Source organism: Acidocella sp. (genome assembly GCF_050253495.1).
In the GTDB taxonomy this organism is placed as follows: domain Bacteria; phylum Pseudomonadota; class Alphaproteobacteria; order Acetobacterales; family Acetobacteraceae; genus Acidocella.
Genome location: NZ_JBFWIX010000015.1, coordinates 35,585 through 57,037 on the forward strand (window position 1 = coordinate 35,585; position 21,453 = coordinate 57,037).

At 63.9% G+C, this 21,453-nt stretch carries 19 protein-coding genes; 12 read left to right on the top strand and 7 right to left on the bottom strand.

The window, feature by feature from the left end; translation table 11 throughout:
* The first annotated feature begins 74 nt into the window (after window positions 1-74).
* On the top strand, window positions 75-1,037 hold the full coding sequence (locus tag AB7D48_RS12050) for a sterol desaturase family protein (RefSeq protein WP_427979394.1): 963 nt from the start codon (window positions 75-77) through the stop codon (window positions 1,035-1,037).
* Window positions 1,038-1,049: 12 nt separating this feature from the next.
* Window positions 1,050-2,276: an argininosuccinate synthase gene (locus AB7D48_RS12055; RefSeq protein ID WP_427979396.1), complete on the top strand. Its 1,227-nt coding sequence runs from the start codon at window positions 1,050-1,052 to the stop codon at window positions 2,274-2,276.
* 32 nt (window positions 2,277-2,308) lie between these two features.
* Here the strand turns inward: AB7D48_RS12055 and AB7D48_RS12060 are convergent, their stop codons facing one another.
* Complete coding sequence (locus tag AB7D48_RS12060) at window positions 2,309-2,737, bottom strand: GFA family protein (protein WP_427979398.1); 429 nt, start codon at window positions 2,735-2,737, stop codon at window positions 2,309-2,311.
* Window positions 2,738-3,086: 349 nt separating this feature from the next.
* On the opposite strand from AB7D48_RS12060, the gene recA reads away from it, so the two are divergent.
* On the top strand, window positions 3,087-4,136 hold the full coding sequence (gene recA, locus AB7D48_RS12065) for a recombinase RecA (RefSeq protein WP_427979490.1): 1,050 nt from the start codon (window positions 3,087-3,089) through the stop codon (window positions 4,134-4,136).
* Between the two features lie 151 nt (window positions 4,137-4,287).
* Window positions 4,288-6,918, top strand: coding sequence for an alanine--tRNA ligase (gene alaS, locus AB7D48_RS12070; RefSeq protein ID WP_427979401.1), 2,631 nt, complete (start codon window positions 4,288-4,290; stop codon window positions 6,916-6,918).
* A gap of 39 nt (window positions 6,919-6,957) precedes the next feature.
* On the opposite strand, the gene AB7D48_RS12075 is transcribed toward alaS, so the two are convergent.
* From AB7D48_RS12075 to fusA, 4 genes are all read right to left on the bottom strand, one after another.
* Window positions 6,958-7,902: a glycosyltransferase gene (locus tag AB7D48_RS12075; RefSeq protein ID WP_427979403.1), complete on the bottom strand. Its 945-nt coding sequence runs from the start codon at window positions 7,900-7,902 to the stop codon at window positions 6,958-6,960.
* A 64-nt stretch (window positions 7,903-7,966) separates the two neighbouring features.
* Window positions 7,967-9,358, bottom strand: a complete 1,392-nt coding sequence (locus AB7D48_RS12080; protein WP_427979406.1) for a DUF2142 domain-containing protein — start codon at window positions 9,356-9,358, stop codon at window positions 7,967-7,969.
* Window positions 9,359-9,459: 101 nt separating this feature from the next.
* Window positions 9,460-10,728 carry a hypothetical protein gene (locus AB7D48_RS12085; RefSeq protein WP_427979408.1) on the bottom strand — a complete coding sequence of 423 codons (1,269 nt, stop codon included), beginning with the start codon at window positions 10,726-10,728 and terminating at the stop codon, window positions 9,460-9,462.
* A 172-nt stretch (window positions 10,729-10,900) separates the two neighbouring features.
* Window positions 10,901-12,982 carry an elongation factor G gene (fusA, locus tag AB7D48_RS12090; protein ID WP_427979410.1) on the bottom strand — a complete coding sequence of 694 codons (2,082 nt, stop codon included), beginning with the start codon at window positions 12,980-12,982 and terminating at the stop codon, window positions 10,901-10,903.
* A 217-nt stretch (window positions 12,983-13,199) separates the two neighbouring features.
* Here fusA and AB7D48_RS12095 point away from each other — a divergent pair, with 217 nt between their 5' ends.
* Together AB7D48_RS12095 and AB7D48_RS12100 are read left to right on the top strand one after the other, a co-directional pair.
* Window positions 13,200-13,535: a cupin domain-containing protein gene (locus AB7D48_RS12095; protein WP_427979413.1), complete on the top strand. Its 336-nt coding sequence runs from the start codon at window positions 13,200-13,202 to the stop codon at window positions 13,533-13,535.
* Window positions 13,536-13,641: 106 nt separating this feature from the next.
* Complete coding sequence (locus tag AB7D48_RS12100) at window positions 13,642-13,968, top strand: hypothetical protein (RefSeq protein WP_427979415.1); 327 nt, start codon at window positions 13,642-13,644, stop codon at window positions 13,966-13,968.
* 25 nt (window positions 13,969-13,993) lie between these two features.
* Here AB7D48_RS12100 and AB7D48_RS12105 read toward each other — a convergent pair whose 3' ends face one another.
* Window positions 13,994-14,761: a competence/damage-inducible protein A gene (locus AB7D48_RS12105; protein WP_427979417.1), complete on the bottom strand. Its 768-nt coding sequence runs from the start codon at window positions 14,759-14,761 to the stop codon at window positions 13,994-13,996.
* Complete coding sequence (gene mutT / locus AB7D48_RS12110) at window positions 14,758-15,777, bottom strand: 8-oxo-dGTP diphosphatase MutT (RefSeq protein WP_427979419.1); 1,020 nt, start codon at window positions 15,775-15,777, stop codon at window positions 14,758-14,760. The genes AB7D48_RS12105 and mutT overlap by 4 nt, the downstream gene beginning before the upstream one ends.
* 60 nt (window positions 15,778-15,837) lie before the next feature.
* Between mutT and AB7D48_RS12115 the strand changes: the two genes are divergently transcribed.
* From AB7D48_RS12115 to AB7D48_RS12140, 6 genes are all read left to right on the top strand, one after another.
* The gene (locus AB7D48_RS12115) at window positions 15,838-17,100 is read left to right on the top strand and encodes a glutamate-5-semialdehyde dehydrogenase (RefSeq protein WP_427979421.1); all 1,263 of its coding nucleotides are present in this window, start codon (window positions 15,838-15,840) and stop codon (window positions 17,098-17,100) included.
* A 29-nt stretch (window positions 17,101-17,129) separates the two neighbouring features.
* A complete protein-coding gene (locus AB7D48_RS12120) occupies window positions 17,130-17,708 on the top strand; it encodes a nicotinate-nucleotide adenylyltransferase (protein ID WP_427979493.1) in 579 nt (192 codons plus the stop codon).
* Between the two features lie 95 nt (window positions 17,709-17,803).
* On the top strand, window positions 17,804-18,220 hold the full coding sequence (gene rsfS, locus AB7D48_RS12125) for a ribosome silencing factor (RefSeq protein ID WP_427979423.1): 417 nt from the start codon (window positions 17,804-17,806) through the stop codon (window positions 18,218-18,220).
* A gap of 2 nt (window positions 18,221-18,222) precedes the next feature.
* The gene (locus AB7D48_RS12130) at window positions 18,223-18,681 is read left to right on the top strand and encodes a 23S rRNA (pseudouridine(1915)-N(3))-methyltransferase RlmH (RefSeq protein WP_427979425.1); all 459 of its coding nucleotides are present in this window, start codon (window positions 18,223-18,225) and stop codon (window positions 18,679-18,681) included.
* Between the two features lie 75 nt (window positions 18,682-18,756).
* On the top strand, window positions 18,757-20,271 hold the full coding sequence (gene gpmI / locus AB7D48_RS12135; RefSeq protein ID WP_427979427.1) for a 2,3-bisphosphoglycerate-independent phosphoglycerate mutase: 1,515 nt from the start codon (window positions 18,757-18,759) through the stop codon (window positions 20,269-20,271).
* Between the two features lie 34 nt (window positions 20,272-20,305).
* Window positions 20,306-21,442 (top strand): murein hydrolase activator EnvC family protein, encoded by a 1,137-nt coding sequence (locus AB7D48_RS12140; protein ID WP_427979430.1) that lies wholly within the window; start codon window positions 20,306-20,308, stop codon window positions 21,440-21,442.
* The last annotated feature ends 11 nt before the right edge of the window (window positions 21,443-21,453 follow it).

Sequence of the window (21,453 nt, forward strand, 5' to 3'; positions counted from 1 at the left end):
AGCCTCATCGCCTCAAGAGTCGGCCACCCGTCTTCCAAAGCGTTGATTTCGATTGAAACAGGCCGTTCCTGATGATGTCCCTCGACCGTCTCTTTTCCAATATCGCCGGCTATATGGACCAGTATCTGGTGGTGCCCGTCCTTTATCATTTCCACTGGATGGCCTGGGACGATCTGGCGTTCGACTGGTGCCTGATCTGCGTCTACGGATTGTTCGCGGTGCTTGTCACCTACGCGGTCTGCCTGCCGCTGGAAGCCTGGAAGCCGGTTGAAACATGGCCTGACAGAAAGGCCGTGCTGGTGGATATGTTCTACACCTTCCTCAACCGCGTCGGTGTCGTGCCGATCGTGACCTTCGTGCTGTTCTATCAGGTTCAGACCTGGTCCACCGGGTTTCTGGTGGAGCGCGGCTTCATCCCTCCCACGCTGGACAGCCTGATCCCCGGCCTGCTCGGCCACCCGCTGGTGACGTTCCTGATCTATGCGCTGATCCTGGATTGCGCGGATTACTGGCGCCACCGCCTCTCCCACTCCTTCCGCTGGTGGTATGCGCTCCATGCGCTACACCACGCGCAAAGACAGATGAGCTTCTGGTCCGACGACCGGAACCATCTGGTCGACGACATCATCAGCTTCCTTTGGTTCTTCGCCATCGGGCTGATCATCGGCATCCCGCCGCTGCAATTTCCGCTGCTGCTGATGGGGCTGAAATTCATCGAAAGCCTGAGCCACGCGAATATCCGCCTCTCCTTCGGGCCGCTGGAATGGCTGTTCGTCTCGCCGCGCTTCCATCGTTTCCATCATGGCCTGCGCGCGGCCGGGCGGAATAGCTGCAATTACGCTTCCGTGTTCCCGATCTGGGACATCCTCTTCCGCACCGCCGATTTCCGGGACGAATATCTGCCCACCGGCGATGCAAGGGCGCCCGAGGCGCTGGTGAGCGGCTCTTATCTGGCCCAGCAAATGACCGGGCTGAAATTATTCTGGCAGGCTTTGGGAAAAAGCTGGGCCTCCCTTGGCATCGGGCGCGCGGCGTAATAAGCCGCGCTCATGGAACAGAAAGTCAAAAAGGTCGTCCTGGCTTACTCCGGCGGGCTGGACACTTCGGTCATTCTCCGCTGGTTGCAGAACACCTATCACTGCGAGGTGGTGACCTTCACCGCCGATCTCGGCCAAGGGGAGGAGCTGGAGCCCGCCCGCAAGAAGGCCGAGATGTTCGGCATCAAGGAAATCTTCATCGAGGATCTGCGCGAGACCTTCGTGAAGGATTTCGTGTTCCCGATGTTCCGCGCCAATGCGCTGTATGAGGGTCAGTATCTGCTGGGCACTTCCATCGCCCGCCCGCTGATTGCCCAGCGCCAGATCGAAATCGCCGAGATGGTCGGCGCCGACGCCGTGGCCCATGGCGCCACCGGCAAGGGCAATGATCAGGTCCGCTTCGAGTTGGGCTATTACGCGCTCAACCCGAATATCCGCGTCATCGCCCCCTGGCGCGAATGGGAGCTCACCTCCCGCACCAGGCTGCTCGAATATGCCGAAGCGAACCAGATCCCCATCACCAAGGATAAACGCGGCGAGGCTCCCTTCTCCGTGGACGCCAATCTTCTGCACTCCTCCTCCGAGGGGAAGATTCTGGAAGACCCCGCCATCGCGCCGGACGAGATCGTGTATCAGCGCACCATCTCGCCGGAGGCCGCGCCGGATGTGGCAACCGAAATCACCATCGCGTTCAAGAACGGCGATGCCGTCGGACTCAATGGCGAGGCGCTGAGCCCGGCCACGCTTCTCACCCGCCTGAACGAATACGGCAAGGCCAACGGCATCGGCCGGCTGGATCTGGTGGAAAACCGCTTCGTGGGCATGAAGTCCCGCGGCGTGTATGAAACGCCGGGCGGCACCATCCTGCTCGCCGCGCATCGCGGCATCGAGAGCATCACACTGGACCGCGAAGCCGGGCATCTGAAGGATTCGCTCATGCCCCGCTATGCCGAGCTGATCTATAACGGCTTCTGGTTCTCCCCCGAACGCCGGATGCTGCAAGCCGCCATCGATGCCTCCCAGGCCTCGGTCACCGGCACGGTGCGGCTCAAGCTTTACAAGGGCAATGTCATCGTGACCGGGCGCGAGAGCCCGAACTCACTCTACAATACCCGCATGGTGACATTCGAAGACGATGCCGGCGCCTATAACCAGCAGGATGCGGCTGGCTTCATCAAACTAAATGCGCTGCGCCTGCGGCTCGGCGCCGCCATCGGGCGGCGCGGCGGCGACCTCTGAAAAACCAAAGGGCGCCTCGGCGCCCTTTTTTGTCACTCGGCCATCATCTCACCGGATCCGCCAAGCTCGGCGGGGAAATCCTTGAGCTTCGGCAAGCCATCCTTCATCGGCAACACGGTCTCGGCATAATTCACATGCACGCCCGGCTTGAATTCAAGATCCGGCAAGGTCGCGGCATAAACATCCATCAGCCCGAATCCGGGATGCATCGTCATCAGATGCCCGCCGCATTTGCGGCAATATTGCCGCTCACTGGCCGGTGTTTTGGCATAGGTGGCAATCTCGCCCTCACCTTTCGTCACCTTCACCGCGCCTGGCTTCCAGAGCGTGAAGGCGTTGACCGGCCCCGCCGACCAGGACCGGCAGGAACGGCAATGGCAATACCCCATTGCCTCGGGCTCACCAGTGGCTTCCAGCGTCACCGCACCGCAAAAACAAGCACCTTTATAAGTCTGGGACATGAGCTTCCTCTCTCGTTGTTATGGCGGAGACATCAAGGATGGTGGGGGCGGCGCGGCGTGTCAAATACTGTACCGGAATGGACCAAACCCCCGGAAAACATATGGTATCTCCTTCGAATAAAGATCAGAAGGCCCGGAATGGGCCGTTAAGAACAAACAAGGAACAATTTATTAATATATCTGTTGCTATTTTGTTCTTCGCGTGTCAGGTTCCAGGCGAGAAATCACTCTGGCATCCGAAAGAAAACACGCTATGGTTGCATCCACCGCAAGCAAGAAGCCGCGTTTGACAGAAATCGAGTCGATGTTGGACGCTCAGGAGGCACCTTTAATGGCGACTGTGACACCCATGGCAAAACCCGACCTCGAAAAAAACAAGGCGCTCGATGCCGCGATGGCGCAGATTGAGCGCGCCTTCGGCAAGGGCTCGATCATGCGCATGGGGGCCAAGGGCGGCAATGAGGCGATCGAGGTCATTCCCTCCGGCTCTCTGGGGCTGGACCTTGCCCTGGGCATAGGCGGATTGCCGCGCGGCCGCGTGGTGGAGGTTTACGGCCCGGAAAGCTCGGGCAAGACCACGCTCGCCCTGCATGCCGTGGCCGAAGCGCAAAAGCGCGGCGGCGTATGCGCCTTCATCGACGCCGAACACGCGCTGGACCCGGTCTATGCCCGCAAGCTCGGCGTGGATGTCGACAATCTGCTGATCTCTCAGCCCGATACTGGCGAGCAGGGCTTGGAGATCGCCGACACGCTGGTGCGCTCCGGCTCCATCGACGTGCTGGTGATCGACTCCGTGGCGGCCCTGGTGCCCCGTGCCGAGTTGGAAGGCGAAATGGGGGATTCCCATGTGGGCCTTCACGCCAGGCTGATGAGCCAGGCCTTGCGCAAGATCACCGGCTCGGTCGCGCGGTCCAACACCATGCTGATTTTCCTGAACCAGATCCGTTTGAAAATCGGTGTGATGTTCGGCAATCCGGAAACCACCACGGGTGGCAACGCGCTGAAATTCTACTCCTCTGTCCGCATGGAAATCCGCCGCACCGGCTCCATCAAGGAGCGCGACGAGGTCACGGGCAACCATGTCCGCGTGAAGGTTGTAAAGAACAAGCTGGCGCCGCCATTCAGGCAGGTTGAATTCGACATCATGTTTGGAGAGGGCATCTCCAAATCCGGTGAGCTGATCGATCTCGGGGTGAAGGCCGGGGTGGTGGAAAAATCCGGCGCTTGGTTCTCTTACGACAGCCAGCGCATCGGCCAGGGACGCGAAAACGCCAAGCAATTCCTGCGCGACAATCCGAAGATGGCGGACAGCATCGAAAAGAAGATCCGCGACCAGTCCTCCGCCCTGGGCGAGGCGTTGATGGCCGCCGATGGCGGCGAGGATAGCGGCGAGGATTAAAGGCCGAAGCTTTTGGAACCAGAGGGGTGTTTTCAAAAACACCCCCACTTCCTTGAAAAACGCGGAGGCGGAAAACTTTTGCTCCTTTTGACCCATGGCAGGAGCTGGGCTGGGCTTGGCGAAAACCCGTCCGCCTTGTAATCCAGCGCACATGGTCACCAGCAACGATATCCGCGCCACCTTCCTGAATTATTTCGGCCGCAATGGCCACCAGATCGTGCCTTCGGCCCCTCTGGTGCCCCGGAACGACCCCACCTTGCTCTTCACCAATGCTGGCATGGTGCCGTTCAAGAATGTTTTTACCGGCCAGGAAAAGCGCCCTTATAACCGCGCCACCTCCTCCCAGAAATGCGTGCGCGCCGGCGGCAAGCATAACGACCTGGACAATGTGGGCTATACCGCCCGCCATCATACTTTCTTCGAGATGCTGGGAAATTTCTCCTTCGGAGATTATTTCAAGGAACAGGCGATTTTCCATGCCTGGACGCTGCTGACCAAGGATTTCGGGCTCGACAAGACCAAGCTGTTGGTCACCGTCTACCACACGGATGACGAGGCGGCCGGGCTCTGGGCCAAAATCGCCGGCTTGCCGGAACAGAAAATCATCCGCATTCCCACCGACGATAATTTCTGGCGCATGGGCGATACCGGCCCTTGCGGCCCTTGCTCTGAAATCTTCTACGATCACGGCCCCTCTATCCCCGGCGGCCCTCCCGGCAGCCCGGATGAGGATGGCGACCGCTTCATCGAGATCTGGAATCTCGTCTTCATGCAGTACGAGGAAGGCCCGCCAGGCACGCGCGCCCCGCTGCCCCGCCCGTCCATTGACACCGGCATGGGGCTGGAGCGCTTCGCCGCCATCCTGCAAGGCAAACACGATAATTACGACACCGACACGCTGCGCGCCCTCATTCTCGCTTCCGCCGAGGCCACCGGCCAGGATCCGGACGGCGCCTTCCGGGTCAGCCATCGCGTGGTGGCCGATCATTTGCGCTCCTCTTCCTTCCTGATCGCCGATGGCGTGCTGCCCTCCAATGAGGGGCGCGGCTATGTGCTCCGTCGCATCATGCGCCGCGCCATGCGCCATGCGCACATGATGGGGGCGAAGGAGCCGCTGATGTACCGGCTCGTCCCCGCCCTCACCCGCCAGATGGGCCAGGCATTTCCGGAATTGAATCAGGCCGAGGCGTTGATCGCCGAAACCTTGCAGCTTGAGGAAAACCGCTTCCGCGCCATGCTGGATCGCGGCATGTCCCTGCTACGCGACGAATCCGCGGCGATTCCCGCCGGCGGGGCATTACCCGGCGGCGTGGCCTTCAAGCTCTACGACACTTACGGCTTTCCGTTGGATCTGACACAGGACGCGCTGCGCGAGGCGGGCAAGAGCGTGGACGTGGCGGGCTTCAACGACGCCATGGCCGAGCAGAAGGCCCGCGCCCGCGCCGCCTGGGCCGGCTCCGGCGAGGCCGCGACCGAAACGGTCTGGTTCGAGTTGAACGAGACACTCGGCGCCACCGAATTCCTTGGCTACTCCACCGAAAACGCCGAAGGCAGCATCACCGGCCTGGTGGTGGACGGGCGGCCCGTGGACGAGGCGCTGACCGACCAGAGCGTTCACGTCATTCTGAACCAGACCCCTTTTTATGCCGAAAGCGGCGGCCAGGTGGGGGATACTGGTTTCATCACCGGACCGGATCATTTGCGCATCCGCATCACCGACACACAAAAGAAGCTGGGCGGCTTGTTCGTGCATGTCGGCGTGGTGGAAGCCGGCACGGCGCGCGTCGGCCTGCCGGTCTCGGCCATGGTCGACCATGAACGCCGGAGCAAGATCCGCGCGCATCATTCCGCCACCCATCTGCTGCATGAAGCGTTGCGCCGCGCCTTGGGCGCGCATGTGACCCAAAAAGGCTCGCTCAATGCGCCCGACCGGCTACGCTTCGACATTTCCCAGCCCCGACCGGTCACGGCCGAGGAGCTAGCGGCGGTGGAACGCGACGTAAACGCCCATATACGCGAGAACAGCGAAGTCACCACGCGCCTGATGACGCCCGAAGAGGCCGTGAAGCTCGGCGCCATGGCCTTGTTCGGCGAAAAATACGGCGACGAGGTACGGGTCGTCTCCATGGGGGGCGGGTCGGCGGACAAATCCGCCTGGTCCATCGAGCTATGCGGCGGCACCCATGTCGCCCGCACCGGCGATATCGGGCTGTTCCGCATCGTCTCCGAAGGGGCTGTCTCGGCCGGCATCCGCCGTATCGAAGCCGTGGCTGGCGAGGCTGCCGTGAGCGAGGTCGAGAGCGAGGCGAAATTGCTGGCCGAGGCCGCCGCCACCATCAAGGCTCCCGCCGCCGAACTGCCGGGCCGCATCACCCAGCTTCAGGACGATAAAAAGCGGCTGGAACGCCAGGTCGCCGAGCTGCAAAAGAAATTGGTCATGGCCACCGCGACGGAATTCGAGGATGTGGCGGGAACCCGCGCCATTCTGCGCAATGTCGGCGATGTGGCGGCGAAGGAACTGCGCCCCATCGCCACCGAGCTGTTGAAGGGGCTGGGCACGGGCATCGTGGCACTGGTTTCCACGGCCGAGCGGAAAACCGCCATCGTGGTGGCCGTGACGGAAGATCTGCCGCAAAGCGCGGTGGATCTGGTGCGCGCCGCCGCGCAGGCGGCGGGCGGCCAGGGCGGCGGGGGCAATAAATCCGTGGCGCAAGCCGGCGCGCCAGATGCCGCTCGGGCCAATGTCGCTCTAGGCGCCATCAGAAGCGCCATCGCCGGCTGACAAAAAAGGCCAGAGCCTTTGGCTCTGGCCTTTTCACGATCAACCTTCGCCAGTCCAGCGCGGCACGGCCAGATAAGCCAGGCGCTTGACCTCTCGCCGTCCACGCGCGACCGAATCCAGAATCAGCCCACATGTGAAGGCGAGCATCGCCACCACCTCGAACCCCATGGCGAGCACGGCCGTGGGCAGCCGGGGCACCAGCCCGATGCGAAAATAGGTGATCAGCACCGGCAGGGCGATCAACAAGCCCAGCACCAGCAACACCAGCCCGGCAATGGAGAAAAATTGCAGCGGCCTCTCCTCTTTCACCAGCTTGACGATGGTGTTGAGGATGCGAAAACCATCCGAGTAGGTACGCAGCTTGGAAACCGAGCCGGGTGGGCGCTCACGATACTGGGTCGGCATCTCGGCCAAGGGCATCAGCATATCCAGCGCATGGATGGTAAATTCCGTCTCTGTCTCGAAACCGGACGCCAGGGCCGGAAAACTTTTCACAAAGCGGCGGGAAAAGACGCGATAACCGGAAAGCATGTCCTGGATTCTGTCGCCGAACACATAACGCACCAAACCGGTCAGCAGCAGATTGCCGGTCCGGTGCCCCCGGCGGTAGGCGCCGACCGGCCCCTCCCCCTCCACCTCAACGCGCTGGCCATTCACCATGTCGAGTTGCTCCGCCAGCAAGCAATCGACCATCCGCGGCGACGCGCTGGCCTCGTAAGTGCCATCGCCATCCACCAGCACATAGGCGTCGGCCTCGATGTCGGAGAACATGCGGCGCACGACATGGCCCTTGCCCTGGAGCGTTTCCATGCGGACAATCGCCCCCGCCTCCGCCGCGACCTCGCGGGTGCGATCCGTGGAATTATTGTCATAGACATAGATCCGCGCCCGCGGCAGCGCCGCCGCGAAATCCCTCACCACCTGGCCGATGGCGACTTCCTCGTTATAGCAGGGGATCAAAACCGCGATCCGGGCGTTATCCATGTAATATGTCCACGATCAATTTAGCTCCACAAACTTTAGCGCATGGGTTTTAGCAAGCCTCGCCTCACGCGGGCCACCAGAAGCGCAGAAACAAAACACAAAGATAAACAATCCCGCAGCCAGGCAGAACGCTCCAGAGCAACACACGTTCAAAAATGGGAAATACGCGCTCCCTGATCCAGCCCTGCCCCGCCCAGGCCGCGCCTGCCGTCAGGCAGACAAGCAATGGTGTGAAATAGCGCCCCAACACCCCCCAGGCGGAATTCCGCCCGACCTCGTCCCAGGTCAGATAGGTGGAAAGCGTCGCCCCGGCTCCTGCCATGACGATCAGAAGCCCCAGCAGCAAGAGCCGGAATGCCCTCTGCGCGCGCCATTGCCGTAAGAACAAAAATCCATAAAGCCCCGTCAGCACGGCCGCCAACACGAAGATAACCGTATAGAACCAACGCGGCATGCCCGCATCCACCCACCCGATGGTGGCAATGCTGGTCGCGGCGAGCCACCAGCCACCCCGGATGAAGGTGTTATAAAGCACGGTTGGAACGATGCCTGGGTGAACCAGCATATTGTGAAGCTGCCTGGCCGGTGAAATATCCCCCGGCCGCGTCTGCGTTTGCAGCGGGTGCATGCCAAGGAAACACCAGGCCAAAACAGCCGCCAAGGCCACCAGCAGCATAAAAGCCGTGATTTTGAAATGCTCCCGCCCCACCAGAACCAAGGGCAGAAACAGCACGGACAGATAAGGCGGTTTCGAACTGGCGAACAATGCCAGCAGCAGGACAGCCCCCCCCATTTCCAGCGCCCGCCATGTTCCATACGGCCCCGTACATCTTGTCAGCAACGCGCAAGCCAGCACCGCCGCCGCGATAAAGGGACCATCCTGGGAAAAGGAAGCATAAAGGCCCATGACCTCCGGCAGGCATAAGCAGAACAATAGCCAAGGCCGCGCCTGAGGGGCGCAGAGTCGCAGGGCCATGGCCGAGGCCGCGACACAGCTCACCCCCGAAAAGATCCTGCCAATGTAGAAACACTGCACCAGATGCAGGTGCAAATGCCGCGTCGCATAAAGCGCGACCGCACCAGGGAAATAAAATTGCGGCGGGTAGATCACCGTGTTGGGAAAGGAAGCCGGTTTGAGAACGCCATGCCAGCCATCCTGAAAAACCGAGGCGATCCGCGCGACATCGATCCGCGCCGCCGGATGGAAGGGTAAATTTCCAAAAGCCCAGCCGAAATGCAGAACAGGTTGCGGCAACCAGCCCCCCGCCCAGCCATTCGGGAATTTGATGCCGATCAGCCCGCCATGGGAAATCTGCACGGCCCGGAAAAAATGATTCGGCTCATCCGCGACCAAAAAAGGCGGGTTGACCAACGCCACGGCCACGACGACCAGCCCGGCGATCCAGAAATAAGTCCTGGCAAGGCCAGCAGCCGTGCTATCTTGCGGTTTTATCATCGCGGTCCCTGCCGCATTCACGCCTCCTGCGGATCAAGCCTGGCCTGGACAAACCGCCCATCCATGCGCTTATCAAATGATGCCCTCAAACCGCGCGCGAATCACCGACGGGGCGGCAACTGCATATACCATGAGTCCGGCCAGACGCTGAGCACCATGCGTGGATTTTGCCGCCATTGGCGTATCTGCGGCGCCCAGGCCGGACCATCGGCGAAAGGCGCGCTCCCGGCACGGTAATTCCAGATGCCGACGGCCAGCACATACCCGGCCAGGGCGGCGCGGAGAAATTTCCCTCCCCCCTCCGACGCGCAAGCGCTCCCGGTGAGGAGGAGGCCGGTCAGCACCATCGAGGCAAACGCATAACGCTGATCGCCAATGACGCGCATCACACCACTGAAATCTCCGAACAGGGCATGGTCGAACGAGACGAACGCAAACAGGATCTGCGCGCCGAGCAGCAGGGCCAGCCCCCCCTTATGGCGCTTGCTGCCCAGAACCGCCCAGCCCAGCAAGGCATAGAACAGCAGGACCAGCACGGTACCCGGCCAGAGAAATGCGTGTTGGCGATGCAAGGCCAGGCTATAGGCGGCGAATTTTTGCGCGGCCCCGAACCCCGCCAAGCCGAGCGTGACGACATGCAGGGCGATTGCCGAGAGCAATTCCTGAAAGCTGAGATGCCCATCCCGCGCGGGCTCCAGATGGGTCAGATAAACGCCGATCTGTAGGCACAGCCCCGTCAGAATGACCGCGCATAACAGCAGATCCGCCCGGCGCCGTGTCACCGCCGCCCGCAGCATGAACAGGGGCGTCAAGAAGCTCGTCGCCGGCCCCGAGAGCACCGCAACCGCGATGACCAGCATATCGAAGCCCAGCAACGCGCCCCGCGCGGCCGGTGCCGCGAGAATCAAGGACGCGGCGAGCGCGAAATGAAACTGGCTGGTGATGGTATTCAGCCAGACTTCTCCCGTCACCGGCGGCACGGCGCACAATGCCACCGCCACCAGGCTGCCCAGGCGCGACCCACGCCAGGGAAAGGCATGGGTCAGAATGATGAAGGGCGGCAGCATCTGAACCAGCAGGGCGAGCAGGACCGTGACCAGCGGCGCATGCGCCAGCCCGCCAAGCTCCAGCCCCAGCCAGGCGCCGAACCCGGCTATGAAATTAATATAGCCCGTATGGATGGTGAACCAAGCCTGCCACCAGGGATGCGACCAGGCATGGCTGAAATAGACCACTCCCTCCTCGGCCCAGAACCGCCCGCCTTGCAGCAGGATATTCGGCAGGCGGGCCAGCACCAAAACCGCGAATCCGGCCAGAAGCAGAAAAACATGGCCCCGACCGAGCGTTTTTTCGTCTCCGTGGAGCGGCATGCCAATCTCTCCTTGGTCTGCCAGACTTGTCTGGATAAATACCAGCCCTGTCAAACCCCCCGGCAAGGCAAAACCGCGCCCCCGGAAACCGGGGACGCGGCCTTGATAACAACCAGATTCCCGCCCCGCCCCTGAAACCCGGTGGATTTCAGGTTTGGGCCCCTAGAGGGCCTTAGGCGCTCTTGGCCATGATCTCGTCGGCGACATTGCGCGGCACCGGATCATAGTGATGGAACTGCATGGTGAAGGACGCGCGGCCCTTGGTCATGGAGCGCAGGTTGGAGATGTAGCCGAACATTTCCTTCAGCGGCACATGCGCGCGCACGATGACGGTGGAACCGGAAGCTTCCTGGTTCTGGATCATGCCGCGGCGGCGGTTGAGGTCGCCCACCACGTCGCCCACATGGTCGTTCGGGGTGGTGACTTCCACATCCATGATCGGCTCCAGAATCACCGGGCCGGCCTTCTTCATGCCTTCGCGGAAGCAGGCCTTGGCGGCGATTTCGAAGGCCAGGGCGGAGGAGTCGACGTCATGGTACTTGCCGTCGATCAGCGCGTAGGAGAAGTCGACGGTCGGGAAGCCGGCCAGAACGCCGGTATCGGCCTGGTTCTTGATGCCCTTTTCGACAGCCGGGATATATTCCTTCGGCACCGCGCCGCCGACGATCTTGTTCTCGAACTCGATGCCCTCGTTACGCTCGCGCGGGGTGAAGGTGATCTTGACCTCGGCGTACTGGCCCGACCCACCGGACTGCTTCTTGTGGGTGTAGGTTTCGGTATGTTCCTTGGTGATGGTCTCGCGGAAAGCCACCTGCGGCGCGCCGATATTCGCATCCACGCCATATTCGCGCTTCAGACGGTCGACGATGATTTCCAGATGCAGCTCGCCCATGCCCGAAAGGATGGTCTGGCCGGTTTCCTGGTCGGTCTTCAGACGCAGGGACGGATCTTCCGACGCCAGCTTCTGCAGGCCGATGGTCATCTTCTCAATGCCTTCCTTGGTCTTCGGCTCGACCGAGATGTCGATCACCGGCACCGGGAACGCCATACGCTCCAGCACCACCGGATCCTCGGCGGCGGCCAGCGTGTCGCCCGTGCCGGAATCCTTCAGGCCCACGAAGGCGGCGATGTCGCCGGCGGAAACCTCGGTGATCTCCTGGCGCTTATCGGCATGCATCTTGTACATGCGCCCGATACGCTCCTTGTGACCCTTGGTGGTGTTCAGCACCGAGTCGCCGCTCTTCAGCGTGCCGGCATAGACGCGCACGAAGGTGAGCGAGCCGTATTTGTCGTTGATGATCTTGAAGGCCAGGCCAGCGAACGGGGCGTTCGGGTCGGCCTTGATGCGCCGCGCGTTGGGATCTTCCTCCTCGCCCTCTTCCGGCGCAACCTTGATGCCCGGAACGTCGACGGGGGACGGCAGGTAATCCAGAACGCCGTCCAGCAGCGGCTGCACGCCCTTGTTCTTGAAGGCGGTGCCGCACATGACCGGGCGGAAAGCACCGGAAATCGCGCCGGTCTTGATCGCGCGCTTCAGGGTCTCGACGGAGACGTCGCCCTTCTCGAAATATTCTTCCATGCCGGCATCGTCGACCGCCAGCGCGGTGTCGAGCAGAACCTGGCGGGCTTCCTTGGCCTTCTCCAGCATGTCGGCCGGGATTTCCTCGTCGTGGAATTTCGCGCCCAGCTCGCCGCCTTCCCAGATGATCGCCTTCATCTCGACCAGATCGACCACACCGAGGAAATTCTCCTCAATGCCGATGGGCAGTTGCAGCGGCAGCGCCACGATGTCCAGCTTCTCCTTCAGCGTGTCGAAGGCCCGGTAGAAATCGGCGCCGGTACGATCCAGCTTGTTGATGAAGATCAGGCGCGGCACGTTGTAACGGTCGGCCAGGCGCCAGTTGGTCTCGGATTGCGGCTGCACGCCGGCCACGCCCTCGATGATGAAGATCGCGCCATCGAGCACACGCAGGGAACGGTTCACCTCGATGTTGAAATCGATATGGCCTGGGGTGTCGATGATGTTGATGTTGTGGTCTTTCCACTCGCAGGTCACGGCGGCGGAGGTGATGGTGATACCGCGCTCGCGCTCCTGGGCCATGTAGTCGGTGGTGGTGTTGCCATCGTGCACCTCACCGATCTTGTGAGACACGCCGGTGTAATAAAGGATACGCTCCGTGGTGGTGGTCTTGCCCGCGTCGATATGCGCGGTGATCCCGATATTCCGGATCTTGCTCAGGTCAGTTTCAGCCATCAGTGCCTCCACGGGCGGGAAAAAGGTCAAACGGGTACGGCGCCGCCTGGACCAGGCCGCGCTATTCGCCCGGCTTTTGAGGCAGCGCGCGGCATTTGGCAACCCCGGCTTGGGCGCAAAGATGACAGATTTGCGCCCAAGCCCCCTTCCCTTCCTGGATTTTCAAGCGCTTGATGCGTGTATCGCCAACCGTATCATACGCTCATGAGGTAATTTCATGGCCTTTGCCTGCACCATTCCCGCCCGGCCGACCGTGCAACAGGACGATGAAGACGTGCGGATCACCCGTTGGGATTTCGCCCCCGGCGCCGTCACCGGCTGGCACTCCCATGGCTGGCCTTATTATGTGGTGATGCTGACCGACGCGGTGCAGGAAGTTCATGACGGCGAGAAGGTCAGCACCTTCACGCGCAAGGCCGGGGACTCCTATGTGCGCGAGGCCGGCGCCCAGCACGATGTGCGCAATGGCGGCACCGCGCCGATGGCTTTCGTGGAAATCGAGGTCAAACGGCTCTCCCCCGCCTTGGCGGCGTTGAGCAAGGCGGCTCAATAAGCCGGCATCTTACGCAAAACACCCCTGACAGAAACCCGCCGGCAACGGCATGCCGGCTTCATGGGCCGCCGTTTCACAAAAACCCCGCTTTCGGCAGGTCAGCCTCATGAAACAACTTTTCGGCTGGGTGCTTCTCGCCCTTGGCGTCGCCCTGACCGTTCTGCTGTTTATCTCTCTCGCCTTTATTTTCGGGCTGCCCCTGATTTGCTTTGCCTGGCTCCATCCGACAGCGGCGCGCATCCAGCCCCTCATCGTACCCATGGGGCGCCATGGCACATTGCACATCTACGTCACGCCGCTGGTCGCAAAATTATACGATTGGAGTTGGATTTTCCTCCTGGCGTGCCTCGTTTCGCTGTTGCTGGCGGTAGCGGCCGCGACTTTCCTGGCATGGGTGCGAAAACGGCGTCACCGCTACCGGCGAGGCTGGTGACGAAAACGGCGCCAGAAACGCCGCCCTACCCCGCCGGCTCGCCCTGCACCGGTTCCACCCCCTGGGCGCGGATCAGGTCGGTGGCCTCGACAATCGCCGCGTCGATGGCGGGCAGGTCCGTCCCCTTGGCGACCAGGGCCACGCCCCAGGCGCCATCTCGCTTGAACGGATAGCTGCCGAGATCGAGCTGCGGGAATTTATCCTGAATGACGGAGAGCCCCGCGGCAATGCCGCCTTCCAACACGCCCATGCCGTGCACGGCACGCATCTGGATCCGCTCGCCGCGCGGCAGGCTGGCTTCCAGCGTCTTCATCATGGCCTGCATGATGCGCGGCACCCCGGCCATCACGTGCACATTGCCCATGGTGAAACCGGGCGCGATGCTCGCCTCGTTCTTGATCGGCACGGCGCCGCGCGGCATCGTCGCCATGCGCTGGCGGGCTTCGTTATAGCGCTCGCCCATCACCGCCTTCATTTCACGGTCTGTTTCCTCGTCCAGCTCCCAGGGCACCCCAAAAGCGGCGGCGATGCATTCGCTGGTGATGTCGTCATGGGTCGGGCCGATGCCGCCCGTGGTGAACAGCATGTCATAGGCGGCACGCAATTCATTCACCGCGCCGATGATACGGTCTGGCACGTCCGGCACCACCCGCACCTCCTGCAACCGGATGCCCAGCCCCGCCAGGCTCCGGGCGATGAACTGCACGTTCACATCCTGCGTGCGGCCGGAGAGAATTTCATTGCCGATGATCAGAATGGCGGCGGTGGGGTTGCTGGCCTTGGATACGGTCATAGAAAATCCCTTAGCATCGGAATCAAGGGGCGGTCAGCGGCGGGCATCGGATATTCGGCCAGATCTTCCGGCGACACCCAGGCCAGTTTCTGCCCTTCGCGCCCACGCGGCTCACCCCGCCAGCGCCGGCAGAGAAACACCGGCATCAGCAGATGAAAACTGTCATAAGCATGGGAGGCGAACACAAAAGGCGCGAAATCCTTAGGGTCCGTCTCCAGCCCCAGCTCCTCGCGCAGTTCCCGCGCCAGGGCCGCCTCCGGCGTTTCGCCGGGTTCCAGCTTGCCGCCGGGAAACTCCCATAGCCCCGCCATCTTCTTGCCCTCCGGCCGGCGAGCCAGCAGCACGCGCCCTTGCCCATCGATCAACGCCGCCGCCACCACCAGCAACGTGCTGGATGCCCGCTCCGCCGCCGGGAGGGGCGCCGGGGCGGATTCGGGCTCGGCCTCACGCGTCAAGGTGAAATGCTTCACCGCCAGCTTCTGGCCCGGACGGCATGAAAAAACCCGGTGCCCCTTGCCTGTCTGCGCGAAGCGCAAATGGCGCAGCACCGCCAGAGAGGCATCGTTATCCGCCGCCACCACGGCGGTGAGTTGGGCGATGGGCAAAGCGGCGAAGGCCCATTCGGCGACGCGGCGCACCGCCTCCAGCGCATAGCCCCGGCGCCAATGCGGCCGGCCGATCCAGTAGCCCAGCTCGGCGGATTTGCGGTCCTTGGAGAATTTCAGCCCGACACAGCCGACCAGCATGCCGCCGATCGCCTCGGCGACGGCGAACTGCTCCGCGCGGCGGGCCTCACGGTCGGCGGCGGCGGCCTCGATCCAGTCCCGCGCCTGCGTTTCGGGATAGGGGAACGGCGCGTCGGGCACACGGCGGCAAATGTCCCAATCATTGATCAGGCGATGAAAGGACACGACATCGCCCCCGTGCAACGGCCGCAGGGCAAGACGCGAGGTGCGCAGCACCGGACCGGGCGGCAGCGTGATCCCGGGCATTGGCGAATCGAAGAGGTCAGGCATGCTGGAGACAGTTTAACCCGCAGTTGATTTGACCGCCAGGACCGGGCAAGCATGCGGCGCATGAACGCCGAGACCGACACACACGAGCAAACCATGGCGCAAATGGGCCAAAAGGCCCGTGCCGCCGCCACCGCCCTGGCGAAGCTGCCGGCCACGGCGCGCGACACGGCCCTGCGCGCCGCCGCTTCATGCCTGCGCGCGGATGCGCCGGAGATCTTGGCCGCGAACATGCGGGACATGGCGCATTTCAAGGGCAGCACCGCTTTCGGCGACCGCTTGCTGCTGAACGAAACCCGGCTGGACGCCATGGCGAACAGCCTGGAGGAAGTCGCCGCCTTGCCCGACCCCCTGGCGCGCACGCTGGCGGAATGGACCCGTCCGAACGGCCTGCGGATCTCCCGCGTGGCGCAGCCCATCGGCGTGCTGGGCATGATCTATGAAAGCCGGCCGAATGTCGGCGCGGACGCCTCGGCCATCGCCATCAAATCCGGCAACGCCATCGTCCTGCGCGGCGGCTCGGAGAGTTTCCACTCCGCCCAGGCCATCCATAAGGCCATCGCCGCCGGGTTGCGGGCGGCCGGGCTGCCGGAGGATCTGGTGCAGGTTGCGCCCACGACCGACCGCCGCTTCGTCGCCGCCATGCTGGGCGCGGTCGGACGGATCGACCTCATCATTCCCCGTGGCGGCAAGGCCCTGGTGGAGCTGGTGCAGCGCGAGGCGCGCGTGCCTGTTCTGGCCCATGCCGAGGGGTTGAACCATACCTATATCCACGAAGCCGCCGATCACGAGATGGCGCGCCGTGTCCTGGCCAACGCCAAGATGCGCCGCACCGGTGTTTGCGGCTCCACCGAGACCTTGCTGATCGATGCCAGCCTGGCTCCCGCCTTGCTGCCCGTGCTGGTACAGGATCTCGCCGCATTGGGCTGCGCCTTCAAGGCGGATGAACGCGCGCGCGCCATCTGTGCCGGCCTCCCCGCCGCCCAGCCCCAGGATTTCGAGACGGAATGGCTGGATGCGGTGCTGAACATCGCGGTGGTGGACGGGCCCGACGCGGCGCTGGCCCATGTCGCGGCGCATGGCAGCGAGCATACCGAGGCCATCATTACCCAGGACGAGCGGGTGGCGGAATATTACCTCGCCCGCAGCCAGGCCGCGGTCACGCTCTGGAACGCCTCCTCCCAGTTCTGCGATGGCGGGGAATTCGGTTTCGGCGCCGAGATCGGCATCGCCACCGGACATATCCATGCGCGCGGGCCGGTCGGGCCGGAACAACTCACCACCTTCCGTTATGTGGTGCGCGGCAACGGCCAGGTGCGTCCCTGAGAATACCCCGCCATGGCCACCGGTACCGGCTGAAGATCGGGCTACTCGGCGGTTCGTTCAATCCGGCGCATGCGGGGCACCTCCATGTCGCGCAGCAGGCGATGCGGCATCTGGGGCTGGACCAGCTCTGGCTGATGGTCTCTCCCGGCAATCCGCTGAAACCCACGGCGGGCATGGCCCCGCTGGCCGCGCGCCTGGCCAGCGCGGCGCGAATCGCCGATGGCAGGCGCATCATCGCCACGGACATCGAGTCGCGGCTTGGCACGCGCTTCACACGCGACACGATGCGCGAACTCAAGCGCCGCTTCCCCCGCGCGCGCTTCGTTTGGCTGATGGGCGCCGACAATCTCATCCAGATGCCGCGCTGGGGCCGCTGGCGCGACATCGTCCACGCCATGCCCATGCTGGTGGTGCCGCGCCCTGGCGCCACACGGCCCGCCTTGGCCGGGCAGGTGGCGAAACGGCACCAAAACATTCGCCTTCCCGCGCGGGCTGGGTTATGTCTTGCGGCGAAGCAGGCGCCAGCCTGGATTCTCCTGCCCGTGCGGGAGCATGCAGCATCCGCCACTGAATTGCGCCGCAGGATTTTGGAAGGAACGCAGCCATAACGCGCACGCCCACCCGCACCCCGGCAAGCCGGGGCGCCAAGCCCGCCCTCCCCCGCAAGCGCGCGGCAAAACCCGCCGCCGAGGCCGTTGCCGCCATGCCCGGCACACCGCGCAAGAAGGCCGCCATCGCCGGGCCGAAACGCAAGGCCAGCGAGGCGGCCCCGCAACCCGAGTTCCTGGACAGGCTGCAAGCCGTGATCGTCACCGCGCTGGAAGACGACAAGGCCGAGGACATCGTGGCGCTGGACCTGGCCGGACGCGCCAGTTTCGCGGACCGCATGATCATCGCCACCGGCATCGCCGACCGGCAGATCGCCGCCATGGCCACGCATCTTTACGAGAAGCTGGCCGAGGCGGGCTTCAGGAAGCCCTTGACCGAGGGCGCCACCGGCACGGATTGGGTGCTGATCGACGCTGGCGACATCATCGTGCATCTGTTCAAGCCGGAAGCGCGCACGCTTTACGGGCTTGAAAAAATGTGGAGCGCCGAGCTGGACGAGGCGGGCGCGTAATATTGCGGCTGCTAGCCATCGGCAAGGCGCCGGCCAAGGCGCCGGAGATGGAGATTTTCGCCCGCTACGCCAAGCGCATCCGCCCGGCCCTGACCCTCGTGGAGTTCAGCGACGGCCAGGGCAGCCCCGGTGAAATCAAACGCCGCGAGGGTGAAGCGCTGCTGGCCGCGCTGAAACCGGATGAATTTCTCATCGCGCTCGACATGGACGGCGCCACCCCGGATTCGCCCGGGCTGGCGGGGCGGCTGGCTGGATGGCTGGAGCGGAGCAAAAAACTCGCTTTCGTGATTGGCGGGGCGGAAGGGCTGGACGCGCCCGTGCTGGCCCGCGCCGGAGCCCGGCTTTCTCTGGGCAGCCTCACCTGGCCGCATATGCTGGTGCGCCCGATGCTGGCGGAACAGATTTACCGGGCACAAACGATATTGGCCGGACACCCCTATCACCGGGCGGGGCGGCCTTGAACGCCGCCGCCATGGCCAAGCCAGCGCTTTTTGCCTAAAATCGCGCCGAGAAATGCTGCTGAGTTAAGGACCGCAATGCCCAAAAAACCCGTGATGCTGGTGATCCTCGATGGTTTCGGCTGGAATGAGTCGCACGAGGACAACGCCGTGGCGCAGGCAAAGACCCCGAATTTCGACCGGCTTTGGGCGTCCTGCCCGCGCGCCTTTCTGACCACTTCGGGCCGCGTGGTGGGGCTGCCGGCCGGGCAGATGGGCAATTCCGAGGTCGGACATCTGAATATTGGCGCCGGGCGGACCGTGATGCAGGACCTGCCGCGGATCGACAGCGCGATCGAGGATGACTCGCTGGCGAAGAACGAGACGGTGCAAGGCTTCATCGCCGCGTTGCGTCAGTCCGGCGGCACCGCGCATCTGCTGGGGCTGGTTTCACCGGGCGGCGTGCATTCCCACCAGACCCATGCGGCGGCGCTGGCCAGAATCCTGCACGAGGCGGGCATTCCCGTGGTGGCCCATGGCTGGATGGATGGGCGCGACACCCCGCCCCAGGCCGGGCTTGGCTACATGCGGACATATCTGGCCGATCTGGGCGGCAATGCCAGGCTCGGCACGCTGGTCGGGCGCTATTACGCCATGGACCGCGACAAGCGCTGGGAGCGTGTGCGGCAAGCCTATGAGCTGCTGGTGGACGCCAAGGGCGAGCATTTCCCGGACGCGCAGGCCGCCATCCAGGCCAGCTACGATTCGGGTGTGACCGATGAGTTCATCAAACCCGCCCGCATCGGCGATTATGCGGGCATGAAGGATGGCGACGGCGTGATCTGCGCCAATTTCCGCGCCGACCGCGTGCGCGAGATCCTGACGGCCTTGGTGGACCCCGCGTTTGACGGGTTTGAGGCCAGGCAGCCGAAACTGGTGGGGGTGGTGGGCATGACCGCCTATTCCGACGCCCTGGCGCCCTTCATGCAAACCATCTTCCAGCCGCAGCGCATGGACGACCTGCTGGGCGGCGTGGTCTCGGCCCAGGGGCTGAAGCAGCTTCGCATGGCGGAGACCGAAAAATATCCCCACGTCACGTATTTCTTCAATGGCGGCATCGAAACACCGTTCGAGGGCGAGGAACGGATCATGGTGCCCTCCCCGAAAGTCGCCACCTACGACCTGCAACCGGAAATGTCCGCGCCGGAACTCACCGAGAAGGCCGTCGCGGCGATCGATACCGGTAAGTTCGACATGATTATCCTGAATTTCGCCAATCCGGACATGGTCGGCCATACCGGCTCGCTGCCCGCCGCCATCAAGGCGGTGGAGACGGTGGATGCGGGGCTGGGCAAAATCTGGGAGGCCGTGCGGGCCCAGGGCGGCGCCATTCTCGTCACCGCCGATCATGGCAATTGCGAGACGATGAAGGACCCCGAGACCGGGGGGCCGCACACCGCCCACACCACCAATCCAGTGCCGGTTTTCGTGGCGGGCGGGCCGGAGGGCATCCGCCTGCATGACGGCGTGCTGGCGGATCTCGCCCCCACATTGCTGAAGCTGATGGGCGTGGCGCAACCCGCCGCGATGACCGGCAAGCCGCTGTTCGGCTGAGGTGAGGCTGGCCCGGCGCCTTCCCTGGGCGGCCATGGCCGCCTTGTGGCTCGGCCTGGCGGGGGGGGCTCTCGCCAGGGAACCCCACCATAAGGAAAGCGAAGCCAGCCTGAAGGCCAAGCGCGCCGCCACGCAAGCGGAGATCAAGGCCCACCAGCGGGCGGCGGCGGCGGCGGCGGCGCATCAGAAGGAAATCGCCGCCAAGGCCACCGCCCTGGCGCGGCAGCAAGCCCAGGCGGCCGCCTCCCTGCGCGGACTGGAAGACCAGACCGCCAAGGACACGGCCCAGTTGGCCGCTCTCCTCGCCCGCCAGGACGCGGCCGCCGCCCGGCTGAGCCAGGCCGAGTCGGCCTTGAAAAAACTTCTGCCCGTGATGCAGCGCCTGTCCACCGCCCCGGCGACCACGTTACTCGCCGCCCCGCTGCCACCGCGGGACGCCGTGCGCGGCATCGCCATCATGCAGGGCATGGCCGCCGAGGTCGCCGCCCAGGCCGCCACCGTGAAAACGCAAACCGCCACGCTCACCGCCGCCATCGGCCAAGCGCGGGAAGCCCGCCAGAGGCTGGATGCCGCCGTGGCCGCGCAGCAGGCGGCGGAAGCCAAACTCTCCACCGATATAGAGCAAGCCAAGATCGACGAGCAGGCCGATGCCGACAAGCAGGTGGCCGAAGCCGCCGCCGCCGCCAAGGCCAAGCACGAGCTGACGAGCCTGGACCAGGCCATCGCGCGGCTGGTGCCCAAGGCGCCCCCCCACGCGGCGCCGGTGAATCTGCCGCCCGGCGGTGCCGGGGCCCCCGTGGCGGGACATGTCGTGCAGGCTTACGGCGCCAAGACCGTGGCGGGCCCGGCCACCGGCATTTCCTACGCCGCCGCGCCGGGCGCGCGCGTGACCAGCCCGTGCCGCGGCACCATCATGTATGCCGGACCGTTGACCGGCTATGGCCAAGTGGTGATCGCCGATTGCGGCGAGGGGCTTTCGGCGGTGCTGGCGGGAATGAACCGGCTGGATGTCTCCCAAGGGCAGCATGTCGTGCATGGCCAGCCCCTGGGCACCATGCAGCCTTTCGACCCCGCCTCCCCCGCGCGCCAGCCGCGCCTCTATGTGGAATTGCGCCGGGATGGCCAACCCGTCGACCCGACCGCCTGGCTCGCGGCGGGGCGCTCTGGATAAAGCGGCCAGGA